General features: G+C 61.6%; 13 protein-coding genes. 10 read left to right on the top strand and 3 right to left on the bottom strand.

From position 1 onward, the window contains the following. Positions 1 to 35 precede the first annotated feature (35 nt). The 9 genes from ASD00_RS01145 (at position 36) to trmB (ending at position 9,696) form a co-directional block, all read left to right on the top strand. The gene (locus ASD00_RS01145) at positions 36 to 827 is read left to right on the top strand and encodes a lysophospholipid acyltransferase family protein (RefSeq protein WP_025425706.1); all 792 of its coding nucleotides are present in this window, start codon (positions 36 to 38) and stop codon (positions 825 to 827) included. 72 nt (positions 828 to 899) lie between these two features. Then, a complete protein-coding gene (gene miaB / locus ASD00_RS01140; RefSeq protein ID WP_025425707.1) occupies positions 900 to 2,297 on the top strand; it encodes a tRNA (N6-isopentenyl adenosine(37)-C2)-methylthiotransferase MiaB in 1,398 nt (465 codons plus the stop codon). A gap of 26 nt (positions 2,298 to 2,323) precedes the next feature. Then, the gene (locus tag ASD00_RS01135) at positions 2,324 to 3,379 is read left to right on the top strand and encodes a PhoH family protein (protein WP_025425708.1); all 1,056 of its coding nucleotides are present in this window, start codon (positions 2,324 to 2,326) and stop codon (positions 3,377 to 3,379) included. An 18-nt stretch (positions 3,380 to 3,397) separates the two neighbouring features. After that, positions 3,398 to 3,904 carry an rRNA maturation RNase YbeY gene (ybeY, locus tag ASD00_RS01130; protein WP_025425709.1) on the top strand — a complete coding sequence of 169 codons (507 nt, stop codon included), beginning with the start codon at positions 3,398 to 3,400 and terminating at the stop codon, positions 3,902 to 3,904. A 12-nt stretch (positions 3,905 to 3,916) separates the two neighbouring features. Further along, complete coding sequence (locus ASD00_RS01125; RefSeq protein ID WP_025425710.1) at positions 3,917 to 5,083, top strand: hemolysin family protein; 1,167 nt, start codon at positions 3,917 to 3,919, stop codon at positions 5,081 to 5,083. 219 nt (positions 5,084 to 5,302) lie between these two features. Next, a complete protein-coding gene (gene lnt, locus ASD00_RS01120; protein ID WP_025425711.1) occupies positions 5,303 to 6,898 on the top strand; it encodes an apolipoprotein N-acyltransferase in 1,596 nt (531 codons plus the stop codon). Between the two features lie 147 nt (positions 6,899 to 7,045). After that, positions 7,046 to 7,462 (top strand): helix-turn-helix transcriptional regulator, encoded by a 417-nt coding sequence (locus ASD00_RS01115; protein WP_025425712.1) that lies wholly within the window; start codon positions 7,046 to 7,048, stop codon positions 7,460 to 7,462. A 197-nt stretch (positions 7,463 to 7,659) separates the two neighbouring features. Continuing rightward, a complete protein-coding gene (gene metK, locus ASD00_RS01110; RefSeq protein WP_025425713.1) occupies positions 7,660 to 8,898 on the top strand; it encodes a methionine adenosyltransferase in 1,239 nt (412 codons plus the stop codon). A 99-nt stretch (positions 8,899 to 8,997) separates the two neighbouring features. Then, complete coding sequence (trmB, locus tag ASD00_RS01105; RefSeq protein ID WP_025425714.1) at positions 8,998 to 9,696, top strand: tRNA (guanosine(46)-N7)-methyltransferase TrmB; 699 nt, start codon at positions 8,998 to 9,000, stop codon at positions 9,694 to 9,696. A 120-nt stretch (positions 9,697 to 9,816) separates the two neighbouring features. On the opposite strand, the gene ASD00_RS01100 is transcribed toward trmB, so the two are convergent. Next, complete coding sequence (locus tag ASD00_RS01100) at positions 9,817 to 10,074, bottom strand: DUF1150 family protein (RefSeq protein ID WP_025425715.1); 258 nt, start codon at positions 10,072 to 10,074, stop codon at positions 9,817 to 9,819. A 47-nt stretch (positions 10,075 to 10,121) separates the two neighbouring features. After that, a complete protein-coding gene (locus ASD00_RS01095) occupies positions 10,122 to 10,553 on the bottom strand; it encodes an Hsp20 family protein (RefSeq protein ID WP_025425716.1) in 432 nt (143 codons plus the stop codon). A 158-nt stretch (positions 10,554 to 10,711) separates the two neighbouring features. Between ASD00_RS01095 and ASD00_RS01090 the strand changes: the two genes are divergently transcribed. Further along, a complete protein-coding gene (locus tag ASD00_RS01090) occupies positions 10,712 to 11,656 on the top strand; it encodes a nucleoside hydrolase (RefSeq protein WP_057204290.1) in 945 nt (314 codons plus the stop codon). A gap of 74 nt (positions 11,657 to 11,730) precedes the next feature. On the opposite strand, the gene ASD00_RS01085 is transcribed toward ASD00_RS01090, so the two are convergent. Then, complete coding sequence (locus tag ASD00_RS01085; protein WP_057204288.1) at positions 11,731 to 14,142, bottom strand: methyl-accepting chemotaxis protein; 2,412 nt, start codon at positions 14,140 to 14,142, stop codon at positions 11,731 to 11,733. Positions 14,143 to 14,204 lie beyond the last annotated feature (62 nt).

The raw sequence follows: 14,204 nt of genomic DNA, 5'->3' as shown, positions 1-14,204 counted from the left end.
GAGTGGCGCGTGAACGGCGCAGGAAATCCTTTTCGATGATCAATTGGCTGCGGATCATTTTGTTCGCGCTGGTGCTGGCGTTGGCCTCGCTCGTGCTGATGCCGATCCAGATCGTCTGCCTTTGGCTCGATCTGAAGCCGCGCCGCCTGTTGCCGCGCTACTGGCACCGCATGGCCTGTTATCTGCTCGGCATCAAGGTGCGCGTCCATGGCATGCCCGAACGCCGCCGGCCGCTGCTTCTGTGCGCCAACCACGCCTCGTGGAAAGATATCCTGGTGTTGTCTTCGGTTGCCGACGTCGTCTTCGTCGCCAAGTCCGAGGTCAAGCAATGGCCGGTCTTCGGCATTCTCGCGCGGTTGCAGGCATCGATCTTCGTCGTGCGCGAGCAAAAGCGGTCGACCGGAAAGCAGGTCAGCGAGATCGGCCAGCGGCTCGCTTGCGGCGAGATCGTCGTGCTTTTCCCGGAAGGCACGACCTCCGACGGCAACCGCCTGCTCGAAATCAAGACGTCGCTGTTCGGCGCAGCCGCTTCTGCTGTGCCGCATTCACCGACCGGCATGGTCCACGTTCAGCCGGTCGCCATATCCTATACGGGCATTCACGGAATGCCGATGGGGCGCTTCAACAGGCCGATCGCCGCCTGGCCCGGTGATACCGGCTTGGTGCCGCATCTGCTCGGTATCCTGCGCGAAGGGGCGATCGAGGTGGATGTCGATTTCGGCGAGGCCGTCGACTACGACCACCACACCAACCGCAAGGAAGTCAGCCGCGTGATCGAGCAGCGCATCCGCTCGATGCTGTCGGACCGCCTGCGCGGACGGGCCTGACGCTGGTGGCCACGTGAATGCCGGCAGGCAAAAATACTTCAATTCTGACCCGCTTTGCACTAAAGAACCGGCATGACCCAGGAAACAGCTCTTCTGACGACGCCCGCAACGGGCGACGAACGCACGCCGGCCCGCAAGGTTTTCGTCAAGACCTACGGCTGTCAGATGAATGTCTACGATTCCGACCGCATGTCGGATGCGTTGACGCGTGACGGCTATGTCTCGACGGATGTGCTTGAGGATGCCGACTTCGTCCTGCTCAACACCTGTCACATCCGCGAGAAGGCGGCAGAGAAGGTCTATTCCGAACTCGGTCGCCTGCGCGATCTGAAGAAGGCGAAGGCGCTCGAGGGCCGGGAGATGGTGATCGGCGTTGCTGGCTGCGTTGCCCAGGCCGAAGGCAACGAGATCCTGCGCCGCGCGCCGGCGGTCGACCTCGTCATCGGGCCGACCACCTATCACCGTCTGCCGGAAGCGCTGAAGCGTGCGCGCAACGGCGAGCGCGTCGTCCAGACCGACTACGCCGTCGAGGACAAGTTCGAGCATCTGCCGGCACCCGACAAGGCCAGGACCCGCGCGCGCGGCGTCACAGCGTTCCTGACGGTGCAGGAAGGCTGCGACAAGTTCTGCACTTTCTGCGTCGTTCCCTATACCCGCGGATCGGAGGTCTCCCGTCCCGTCGCCCAGATCGTCTCGGAAGCGGAAAAGCTGGTCGAAGCCGGTGTGCGCGAGATCACCTTGCTCGGCCAGAACGTCAACGCCTGGCATGGGCTCGGCCCCGACGGCCGCGAATGGGGCCTCGGCGATCTGCTGCAATGTCTTGGCGACATCGAGGGGCTGGCGCGGCTGCGTTACACCACCAGCCACCCCCGCGACATGGACGACAGCCTGATCGAGGCGCATCGATCGATGCCGAAGCTGATGCCCTATCTGCACCTGCCGGTCCAGGCAGGCTCCGACCGCATCCTCAAGGCGATGAACAGGCGGCATACGGCGGCCGAGTATCTGGCGCTGATCGCGCGCATCCGCGCGGTGCAGCCGGACCTCGCCTTGTCGGGTGATTTCATCGTCGGCTTCCCCGGCGAGACCGACGAAGACTTCGAAGCGACCATAAGGCTGGTCGAGGCCGTGGGTTATGCACAGGCATTTTCGTTCAAATATTCGACCCGTCCCGGCACGCCCGGCGCCGACCTCGAGGATCAGGTTCCGGAGGACGTAAAAGCCAAGCGTCTGGAAAGATTGCAGGCTTTGCTGATTTCGCAGCAGCGCGCCTTTGCCGAATCCTGTGTCGGACGCGAAATCGACCTGCTTTTGGAGAAGCCGGGCCGCATGCCCGGGCAACTCGTCGGCCGGTCCCCCTGGCTGCAGCCCGTGAATGTTGATGCAAAAGCATCGCAAATCGGTGACATTATCAAGGTGCGAATCATCAAGGCGGGACCGAACAGTCTGTTTGCCGAGATGATCGGGTAAGGACCAAACACAGGAGCCTGAACCGCTTGAACGGACACGAACTGATCTCTTCATCATCGCGCCAGTCGAAAACAACTGCGACAGACGCCAATCACTTCGTGCTCACATTCGAGAACAACCGGTTCGCCAGCGAACTCTTCGGGCAGTTCGATCAGAATCTGAAGCTCCTCGAGGAGCGCCTCCGGATCGAAGCGCACCCGCGCGGCAATTCCGTTGCGATCTCAGGTGATGTCGTTGCCACCAATCAGGCGCGCCGCGCACTCGATTTTCTCTATGGACGGTTGCAGAGTGGCGGATCGATCGATACGTCGGATGTGGAAGGCGCGATCCGCATGGCGGTCGCTGCCGACGACCAGCTGCAATTGCCGACCATGGAGAAAAAAGCCAAATTGACGATGGCGCAGATTTCAACGCGCAAGAAGACGATCGTCGCCCGCACGCCGACGCAGGATGCCTATATCCGCGCGCTGGAGCGTTCCGAGCTCGTCTTCGGCGTCGGTCCGGCCGGTACCGGCAAGACCTACCTCGCGGTTGCCCATGCGGCGCAGCTTCTTGAGCGTGGTGCCGTCGACCGCATCGTGCTTTCCCGTCCGGCCGTCGAAGCCGGCGAACGCCTCGGCTTTCTGCCGGGCGACATGAAGGAGAAGGTCGACCCCTATCTCAGGCCGCTCTACGATGCGCTCTATGACATGATGCCGGGCGACAAGGTGGAGCGTGCCATCACGGCAGGCGTCATCGAAATCGCACCCCTGGCCTTCATGCGCGGTCGCACGCTTGCCAATGCCGCCGTCATTCTCGACGAGGCCCAGAACACCACATCGATGCAGATGAAGATGTTCCTGACCCGTCTCGGCGAAAACGGCCGGATGATCGTGACCGGTGACCCGAGCCAGGTCGACCTGCCGCGCGGCGTCAAATCGGGTCTGGTCGAGGCCTTGCAGATCCTGCGCGGCGTCGAGGGTGTCTCGGTCGTCCGGTTCAAGGACGTCGACGTCGTGCGCCATCCGATGGTGGCACGCATCGTCCGGGCCTACGAGGCCCAGACCGCCGTGCACGATGAAAGCGAGCAGAGCGACCGCTGATCGGCGGTCGTTGCGATCATGACTGCATTGGATATCCAGATCAGCGTCGAGGAGGGCAATTGGCCCGACGAAGAGACGCTTCTCGCCTTTTCGTCGCCGGTGCTCGAGGCGGCCGCAGCCTTCCTGACTGCGGAAGAGGGCCAGCCGTTCCCGAAGATGCAGCCCGAGCTGTCGCTGGTTTTCACCGACGACGCTTCCATTCGCATGATCAATGCCGAATGGCGCAGCCAGGACAAGCCGACCAACGTGCTTTCCTTCCCGGCGTTTCCGCTGACGCCCGGCAAGATGCCGGGGCCGATGCTCGGCGACATCATCGTTGCGCGCGAAACCCTCGAGCGCGAAGCTGAGGGTCTGGAGAAGACGTTCGATGCGCATCTGACGCATCTTCTCGTGCATGGATTCCTGCATCTTTTCGGTTATGATCATATGGTAGATGATGAAGCCGAAAGAATGGAAAGCCTGGAGACTCGCATTTTGGCGCGTCTTGGCTTATCTGATCCTTACGGGGACCGATCCCCGGATTAACAGTTTGGACCAATGAGCGACTTTAAAACACAGCCCGTCGCAATGGCGACCGAGGAGGCCGATGCCTCCGGAGAGGCGGAGGCGGGCAGTAGTAGCACCGCCACTCGACAAGAGGGCACCAAATCCACATCGTCCTTCTGGAGCCGGGCCGCGCGCATTTTGCGTGGTGCCAATCCTTCGAGCCTCCGCGAGGACCTTGCCGACGCACTGCTGACGGACGCCGACAGCAACACGGCATTTTCGCCCGAAGAGCGGGCGATGCTCAACAACATCCTGCGCTTCCGCGAAGTCCGCGTCGAAGACGTGATGGTCCCGCGCGCCGATATCGAAGCCGTCGACCAGAGCATCACCATTGGCGAATTGATGGTGATCTTCGAGGAATCGGGGCGCTCGCGCATGCCGGTCTACAACGAAGGTCTGGATGATCCGCGCGGCATGATCCACATTCGCGACCTGCTCGCCTATGTGACCAAGCAGGCCCGCAACCGCCGCCGCAACGGCAAGGCTCAGACTACCGCCGCGTCGTCGTCTTCGGCTGAAAAGACACCAAGATCGCCGAAAGCGACCTTCGATCTGTCGCGTGTCGATCTCGGCAAGTCGCTGGAGGAGGTGGGCATAATCCGCCAGCTCCTGTTCGTGCCGCCGTCGATGCTTGCTTCGGACCTGATGCAGCGCATGCAGGCCGCTCGTATCCAGATGGCGCTCGTCATCGACGAATATGGCGGCACCGATGGTCTCGTTTCGCTGGAAGACATCGTCGAGATGGTCGTCGGCGACATCGAGGATGAGCATGACGACGACGAGGTCATGTTCGCCAAGACCTCGGAGGACGTCTTCGTCGCCGATGCCCGCGTCGAGCTGGAGGAGATCGCCGAAGCGATCGGTTCCGATTTCGACGTTCGCGAACAGCTTGAGGATGTCGATACGCTCGGTGGCCTGATCTTCGCGTCGCTGGGGCGGATTCCGGTGCGGGGCGAGGTGGTGCAGGCACTGCCAGGCTTTGAGTTCCAAATCCTCGACGCCGATCCTCGCCGCGTCAAGCGGGTGCGGATCATGCGCAAGCGTCCGCCGGCCCGTCGTCGCATCGTGCGATCCGAAGGCGAGTTGGCACAGGAACAGGCGCCCGCCAATCGCGGCAACGGTACCGAGCCGCAACAGGCCGCCGCCGGAGAGCAATAGGCTTTTCCCCACATTGTTTTCTCAGCGAAGCTCGGTCTCGACCTTCGCTGAGAACGGCCACCGATCCTCGATCGGTGGCGTCCCTTTTGCGCGTCAAATTCGACGCGTGGTGCTGCAAAGGGGACAAGCAGCCACTTTTTTGGAACACTGCCGGCAACTGATTCGGTTGTTCTTCCCGCGCAGCGTCGTGTTTCGCGGCCTGCGCCAACAGGAGGCTGCATGGAAAGACTGGCTGGCAGGATCATGCTTCTGTCGGGCGCCCCCCGGCTATTGCTCGCGTTTGCCGCGGGCCTCCTGGCTGTTCTGACACAGCCGCCGTTCGGCATCTTTGCGGCTGCCTTCCTCTCCTTTCCTGTTCTCGTTTGGCTGCTCGACGGCGCGACCGGCCATCCGGACGGCGGCGTAATCCGGCGGCTCTGGCCGGCAGTCTGCATCGGCTGGGCGTTCGGTTTCGGCTATTTCCTCGGCGGGCTCTGGTGGCTTGGTAACGCACTGTTGGTGGAGGCGGACAGCTTCGCCTGGGCATTGCCGCTGGCAGTCGTAGGGCTTCCGGCGTGCCTTGCCCTGTTCTACGCGCTCGCGGCCCTGATTGCCCGCATCCTCTGGTCGGATGGCGTGGGCCGGATCGCAGCACTGGCGCTGGGTTTTGGCTTGGCTGAATGGTTGCGCTCGTTCATCTTTACCGGCTTTCCCTGGAATGCGATCGGCTATGCGGCGATGCCGATGCCGTTGATGATGCAGTCGGCAAGTGTCCTGAACCTCGCAACCATCAACATGCTGGCGGTTTTCGTCTTTGCGGCGCCGGCCCTTATCGCGACCGGCAAGGGCAGCCGTATTGGTCTCAGCCTTGCTGTGGCGCTTTTCGCGGCCCATACCGGCTTCGGCTTTTATCGGCTTGCGCTGCCGGCGCCCGGCGGACCGGATCAGCCGCTTGCCGTTCGCCTCGTTCAGCCGGTGATCGATCAGGCAAAGAAACTCGATGATAGCGAGCGCGGCGCCATCTTCGAGGAGCATTTGGCTTTGACCACGGCACCAGCCGAAGGTGAAACCAAGAAGCCCGATATCGTCGTCTGGCCGGAAACCTCGATCCCGTTCATCCTCACCGACAGTCCCGATGCGCTTGCGCGCATTGCCGAAGTGCTCGATGACGGGCAGATCCTCATTGCCGGCGCGGTGCGAGCGGAAGATGCCGGCGCCGGCCTGCCGCCGCGCTATTACAACTCGATCTACGTCATCGACGAACGCGGGCAGATCATGAGTGCTGCCGACAAGGTGCACCTCGTTCCCTTTGGTGAATATCTGCCGTTCGAGGACATGCTCTCGTCCTGGGGCCTAAGCTCGGTCGCGGCCGCCCTGCCGGGTGGTTTCTCGGCCGCCAAGACCCGGTCGCTACTGACCTTGCCCGGCGGGCGCACGTTCTACCCGCTCATCTGTTATGAGGCGATTTTCCCCGACGAGATCGGCACTGATGCGCGCGGCGCCGACGCGCTGCTCAACATCACCAATGATGCCTGGTTCGGCGACACGCCGGGCCCCCGTCAGCACTTCCATCAGGCGCAGTTGCGTGCAGTGGAAACGGGATTACCCCTTATCCGTGCAGCCAATAATGGTATATCAGCGATTGTTGATGCACGTGGGGTTTTAGTGGTAGGATTGGCCTACAATTATAGGGGAGTGATCGACACAATTCTGCCGGGAAGGCTTCCTACGCCCACGAATGAGGTCATTCGTAGCCGCATTTTCGGGTTGTGCGCAATCTTCCTCCTGCTGGTTGCAGCCTTCTCGCGTGTTAGTTTTAATATTAGGAAGAATTGACCTAAAACCCCTAAAATTGCATAGTGGACCGGACCATCGGTTTCTGCTGTGGCGACTCGTTTGTCTTCACCGTTGCGGTTGCAGCGGTGTGCGGTGTCCCCACGCCAGTCCGTGGATGATCGAAACAGCGTGTTTAGGAACGCAGATATGATGGAAAATAAAAAGAAGCCGAACCCGATCGACATTCACGTCGGTAGCCGGATTCGCCTTCGCCGCACGATGCTTGGCATGAGCCAGGAAAAACTGGGCGAAAGCCTGGGGATCACCTTTCAGCAGATCCAGAAGTACGAAAAAGGCACGAACCGCGTTGGTGCCAGCCGGTTGCAGAACATTTCCAGCATCCTGAACGTCCCCGTTTCCTTCTTCTTCGAAGACGCTCCCGGTGAAAACACCAGCGCTTCCGGCTTGGCCGAAGCCTCCAGCTCGAACTACGTTGTCGACTTCCTCTCTTCCTCGGAAGGCCTTCAGCTCAATCGCGCGTTCGTCAAGATCAACGATCCCAAGGTGCGTCGCAAGCTTGTCGACCTCGTCAAGGCTCTGGCTGCGGAAGCAGAAAGCGAATAGTCCCGAAACCCATCGGGATTGGAAAACAAAGCGGCCATTTGTGCCGCTTTTTTCTTGTCCGCCGTTTCCCTCTGATATCGGAAGTGATTGGCTCCGATGTCGATATAAAGATATATTTATGTCGTTGTTCGCTTGTTTTTCGGTCGCAAAACCACTAACACGATGCCAGCGCTTATCTTCTTGAGGGGAATTCCCGCATGCGTGCAAACTACCTGTTCACGAGTGAATCCGTAGCCGAAGGCCACCCGGACAAAGTATGTGACCGTATCTCCGACGAGATCGTCGATCTGGTCTACCGCGAAGCTGCCAAGACCGGTGTCGATCCCTGGGGCGTACGCATTGCCTGCGAAACGCTGGCAACGACGAACCGCGTTGTGATCGCCGGCGAAGTCCGCCTGCCGCCGAGCCTTCTGAAGAAGGACAAGAACGGCAACGACGTCATCAACCCCTCGAAGTTCAAGTCTGCCGCACGTAAGGCGATCCGCGACATCGGCTACGAGCAGGACGGTTTCCACTGGAAAACGGCCAAGATCGACGTGCTCCTGCACTTCCAGTCCGCACACATTGCCCAGGGCGTCGACAGCGCGTCCGACAAGCAGGGTGAAGAGGGTGCTGGCGACCAGGGCATCATGTTCGGTTACGCCTGCCGCGAGACCTCGGAACTGATGCCGGCGCCGCTCTATTATTCGCACCGCATCCTGCATCTGCTCGCAGCCGCCCGCAAGAAGGGCGACGGCGAAGTCGCCAAGCTCGGCCCGGATGCCAAGAGCCAGGTCACCGTTCGCTACATCGACGGCAAGCCGGCGGAAGTCGTCTCGATCGTTCTGTCCACCCAGCATCTCGATGAGAGCTGGGATTCGACCAAGGTTCGTGCGGTCGTCGAACCCTATATCCGCGAAGCGCTTGACGATCTGAAGATCGCCAGCGATTGCACCTGGTACATCAACCCGACCGGAAAGTTCGTCATCGGCGGCCCGGATGGGGATGCCGGCCTGACGGGTCGCAAAATCATCGTCGATACCTATGGCGGCGCAGCTCCGCATGGCGGCGGCGCCTTCTCGGGCAAGGACACGACCAAGGTCGACCGTTCGGCTGCCTATGCAGCCCGCTACCTCGCCAAGAACGTCGTTGCTGCCGGCCTCTCCGATCGTTGCACGATCCAACTTTCCTACGCCATCGGCGTTGCCCAGCCGCTCTCGGTCTATGTCGACCTGCACGGCACTGGCAAGGTCTCCGAGGACCAGGTGGAAAGCGCGATCCGCAAGACGATGGACTTGTCGCCGACCGGCATTCGCCGTCATCTCGACCTCAACAAGCCGATCTACGCCAAGACCGCTGCCTATGGCCACTTTGGTCGCAAGGCCGGCCGTGACGGCTCGTTCTCCTGGGAGAAGCTTGATCTGGTCAAGCCGCTCAAGGAAGCCATCGGGGCTTGACGCTTCGACATTTGCCGGACACAGAACGTCCGGCCGCTAAAGATAAAGGCGGATGCCCCCGAAAGGGGTGTCCGCCTTGCTCGTTGAAGGAAGATTGTCATGACTGAACCGCGCCGCAGCCGCGCCACGGAAGCCTTCTTCGGACGCCGCAAGGGCAAGCCCTTGCGCGAGCGCCAGGCGGCACACCTCGAAACCATTCTACCGAAGCTGAAGCTCGATCTCGGCACTGCCGCGCCGCAGGACATGAAGTCGCTCTTTCCCGAGCCGGTCGATCGCGTCCGTATGGAAATTGGTTTTGGCGGCGGCGAGCATCTGATCCACCGCGCGGCCGAGACCCCCTCGACCGGTTTCATCGGCGTCGAACCCTTCGTCAATTCGATGGCGAAGCTGATCGGGCAGATCGAGGAGAAGGGTGTCTCCAACATTCGTCTCTACAATGACGACGCCACGCAGGTGCTCGATTGGATGCCGGACGCCTGCGTCGACCAGGTTGACCTGCTCTATCCTGACCCCTGGCCGAAGCGCAAGCATTGGAAGCGTCGTTTCGTCTCCAGCGTCAATCTCGACCGCTTCGCACGGGTGCTGAAGCCCGGCGGCCTCTTCTGCTTCGCATCCGATATCGACACCTACGTCAACTGGACGCTGCTGCATTGCCGCGACCATGCCGCCTTCGAATGGACGGCCGAACAGGCATCGGATTGGTTGACGCCGTTTGAGGGCTGGCCGAGCACGCGCTACGAGGCCAAGGCGCGCAGGGAAGGGCGGAGTTCCGCCTATCTTACCTTCCGTCGCGTTTAAGCGGCGGTCTACGCACAGCATATTAAGGACACTCGAAGCGTTGCAGCAGCTTCTGTTGCGCGCCAGATTTGACGCGCAGCGCCTTGACGTTCCAGCGGCGAGCTTCGCCGCAGCTGACGATCAATGCAGGCTGACGGTCTTCAGATCGTCTTCTGCAGCCTTGTAGAAGGTGCTGGAGCGGTTGTCGGTCAAAAGGATCGGCGTGCCGTCCGCACCGAACAGGGCCCACAGATCGATGCCCGGTCCCATTTCAGGCGCTTCCGGGAAGCAGCGGGAAACCTCTTCCGAACGCATCTTTCTGATATAGCCGACTTCGCCCTCTCCCAGATGTGCGAGGTCGTTTTTTGACAATGACGAGGTGATGGCTTTCAGTCCCATGGTGGTACTCCGTGGTCGCCGGCCAGGGGAAAATCCCGCCGGTTATCCTACTCTGGGACTGAAATGTTAATTTTCTTTACCATACGCACCGGTTCCGGACGAACGAGATCGACCGAGAGCAGGCCGTTGCGCAATTCCGCGCCAAGCACCTTCATGCCGTCGGCAAGCACGAATGTGCGTTGGAACTGCCGGGCGGCAATGCCGCGGTGCAGGTAATCGCGATCGCCGGTGTCGATCTGACGGCCGCGAATGACGAGCTGGTTTTCCTCGGTCGTGACGTCGAGATCTTCTTCGGAAAAGCCGGCGACGGCGAGCGTGATGCGCAATCGCTCTGGCGCATCGACCGAATCGTCGCCGCGGATGCGCTCGATATTGTAGGGCGGGTAGCCGTCATTTCCCTTGGCGATACGCTCAAGGGTCTTTTCCATTGTGTCGAAACCCAGCAGGAGTGGGCTCGTGAAAGGCGTAATTCTGCTCATTCCCAAGTCCTTGTAAGATCAAGCGACCATTCTGCGGACCTGCCAAGCAGCATCCCCTTCCAATATGGTAGCTGTGCGCAATGAGCGCAAGCCGCTTGCCTCCGGCGTGCACGCAAATCATAGTCCGCAGCGCGAGAATCCGAAGGAGGAACACAAGCGTGCCTGTGCCGAGAAAAATAATCATAGACACTGATCCCGGGCAGGACGATGCCGCCGCCATCATGCTCGCTTTCGGCAGTCCGGAAGAAATCGATATCCTGGGGATCACGACGGTCGCCGGCAACGTTCCTCTGGCCATGACCGCGCGCAATGCCCGCATCATCTGCGAACTGTGCGACAGGACCAAAGTCAAGGTCTTCGCCGGCGCCGACCGGCCGATCGCCCGTCCGCTCGTCACTGCCGAGCATGTGCACGGCAAGACCGGTCTCGACGGACCTGTTCTCGACGAGCCGAAGATGGCGCTTCAGGCCCAGCATGGCGTCGACTTCATCATCGACACGTTGCGCGCTGAAGCACCTGGCACGGTCACGCTCTGCACGCTCGGTCCGCTGACCAACGTCGCGCTTGCCCTTCAGAAGGCGCCGGACATTGCACCGCGGGTGCGCGAACTGGTGATGATGGGCGGCGGCTTCTTTGAGGGTGGCAACATCATGCCGGCGGCCGAATTCAACATCTATGTCGATCCGGAAGCGGCCGACATCGTCTTCCGTTCGGGTATTCCGATCGTGATGATGCCGCTCGACGTCACCCACCGGGTGCTGACGCACAAGGCGCGCGTGGCGAAGATCCGTGAGATCGGCAGCGCACCGGCGATCGCCATGGCGGAAATGCTGGAATTCTTCGAGCGGTTCGACATCGAAAAGTACGGCACCGACGGCGGCCCGCTGCATGATCCGACCGTCATCGCCTACCTCCTGCGGCCGGAGCTTTTCACCGGTCGTGACTGCAATGTCGAGATCGAAGTTCAGTCGCCGCTGACATCAGGCATGACCGTGGTCGACTGGTGGCAGGTCACGGGCCGCACGCACAATGCCAAGGTCATGCGTCATATCGACGATCAGGGTTTCTTCGACCTGTTGACAGAGCGGCTGGCGCGCATCTGATCGCCGCGAGCCAAAACCACAAAAGAAAACGCCGCCCCGAGAGGCGCCGTTTTTTTGCTTTATCGATTACTGGATCAGAACTCTTCCCAATTGTCCTGTGCCAACGCGTTGGCGCCGGACGTCTGTGTCAGGACGCGTTGGGTCGATGGCGTATAGCCGGCGCGCGCGGCACTCGGTGCCGGACGGGTGTCGCGGGCATAGGTAGGAGCCGGTGCGGGTGCCGGGCGTTCGGCCGAGCGCATGCGCTCGGCCGTACCGCGCAACATCTCCGTCGAGTTCGGCTGGGCTGCCGTCGTTCCCGAGCGCTGAGCGACGCGGAAGCGGGCGACCAGCGTGCTCAGCGAGCGTGCTTCCTCGTTGAGCGCCATGCCGGCGGCAGTGGTTTCTTCGACCATCGCGGCGTTCTGCTGGGTCACCTGGTCCATCTGGTTGACGGCCGAGTTGATCTCCTTGAGGCCGACGGCCTGTTCGGAAGCCGAACTCGAGATCTGGCGGATGAGGCCGTTGATCTGCACCACCTGTTCGGCGATCTTTTCGAGCGCGCCGCCGGCGCGACCGACGAGGTCGACGCCTTCGCGCACCTGGCCCGCCGAGGTGTTGATCAGCGTCTTGATCTCCTTGGCAGCGTTTGCCGAGCGTTGGGCAAGCTCGCGGACTTCCTGGGCGACGACGGCGAAGCCCTTGCCGGCGTCACCGGCGCGCGCGGCTTCGACGCCGGCGTTGAGCGCCAGCAGGTTGGTCTGGAAGGCGATCTCGTCGATGACGCCGATGATGCGGCTGACCTCGTGCGACGACTGCTCGATGCCCTTCATCGCGGCAATCGCCTTCTGCACCACTTCGCCGGACTGTCCGGCATCGCTGCTGGCCACGTCCACCGACTTGGCGGCGACCTTGGCGTTCTCGGCGCTGGCGTTGACCTGCGAGGTCAGCTCGTCGAGAGCTGCCGCCGTCTCTTCCAGGCTTGCCGCCTGCTGTTCGGTGCGGTGCGACAGATCGTTGGCGGCGCTGCTGATCTCGCTGGTGCCGTTGCCGATGTTGACGACGGAGTGGTTGACGGTGCGGATCGTCTCTTCGAGGCTGTCCATTGTCGCGTTGAAGTCGCGCTTCAGCTGGGCATATTCACCGGGGAATTCGTCGGTGATGCGGAAGGCGAGATCGCCGGAGGAGAGGTGCGAAAGACCCTTGCCGAGGCGGGCGACGATGTCGCGCTGGAGGGCGCTGGATTCGGCCCGCTCGGTCTCGGAACGGCTACGCTCGTGTTCCGCCTGCTCGCGCTCGTGGCGGGCTTCGCCTTCGAGCCGCTTGGTGTCGGCCAGCTGGTGGCGGAAGCCTTCGAGCGCCTTTGCCACCTGGCCCGTCTCGTCGGAGCGGTCCTGGCCGGTGATCGAATTGCCGTAGTCGCCGTTGCTGAGGTTGCGGACGTCCCTGACGAGGCCTGCAAGCGGCTGCTGGACAAAACCACGGACTGCGAAGTAAAGGCCGAGCAGCACCGCGCCGAGAACGACCAGGCCCCCGATGATCATCATGTAGGTCTGGTCGCGGACCGGCGCGTTGATCGCCGTGCGCGGCACGTCGACGAGCACGATCCAGCTGGTGTTCACACCCGAAACGGCGAAGGGGTAGACAACGCGGTCGAAGGGCTCGTTGCCGTCGTAGGACAGGTTCTTGACGACGCCCGAAGTTCCCGAAGCCAGTGCCTTCTTGACGACCTCGTTGCCTTCGCCGTCATAATCCTTGAGCAAAAGCTCCGGGATCGGCGCGACCAGCCACTTGCCGGTCTGGGACAGCAGGTAGACGCGGCCGGTTTCGAACGGCTTCAGCTTGGAGAGGCCGTCCGCCAGCGAAGCGAGCGAGATGTCGACGCCAGAAACGCCGATCAGCTTGCCGTTGGACGTGACCGGATAGGCGATCGAGCTCATCGCAGTCGGGACATCGGTGTCCTGCGCGGTATAGGGCGGGGTGATTGCGCCCTTGCCGCTCTTTGCCGCAAGGCTGTACCATTCCGCCGCGTAGTCCGCGCGGAAGGTCGAGAACTGGATCTCGTTTTCGCGGTTTTTCGACCAGTAGGGCGCAAAGATGCCTTCCTCGTTGGCACCCAGCTCCTTGTTGTTGGCCACGTCCTCCTTGCGGCCGTCAAAGGCCTTGGGCTCTTCGGCAAACCAGCTGCCGAAGGCGAATGGGTTCTGTTCGAGATTGGCCCTGAGGATGTTGATTACACCGGCGCGTTCCATCGATTTTTCCGCGTGGCTGCGTCCAAGGATGCCGGCCATCGAGCGCGAAGCGCTTGCCAGTTCGCCGATGCCGCCGGCGATATCAGAAGCGATGGCTTTCGCTTCGCCGGTTGCCTGGTCGAGCACCAGCGTTTCGACGCGCTCCTGTGTCTGGGAGATGAGAACGAAGTTCGAGGCGAGCAACACGAGCGCGATCGTGCCGCCTGTCACCGCGATCAGCTTGGTCGCCAGCGATTTGGCTTGGAACTTGAACATGAAATCCTCACGTGCTGGGAGGTCCGCAGGAGACAACCTGCGGCGAACGCATTTCACAATGT

This window comes from Ensifer sp. Root31, from assembly GCF_001424825.1.
Lineage (GTDB): Bacteria > Pseudomonadota > Alphaproteobacteria > Rhizobiales > Rhizobiaceae > Ensifer > Ensifer canadensis.
The sequence above is the reverse complement of the archived record's forward strand: the minus strand, read 5'-3'. Positions and strand labels throughout refer to the sequence as shown.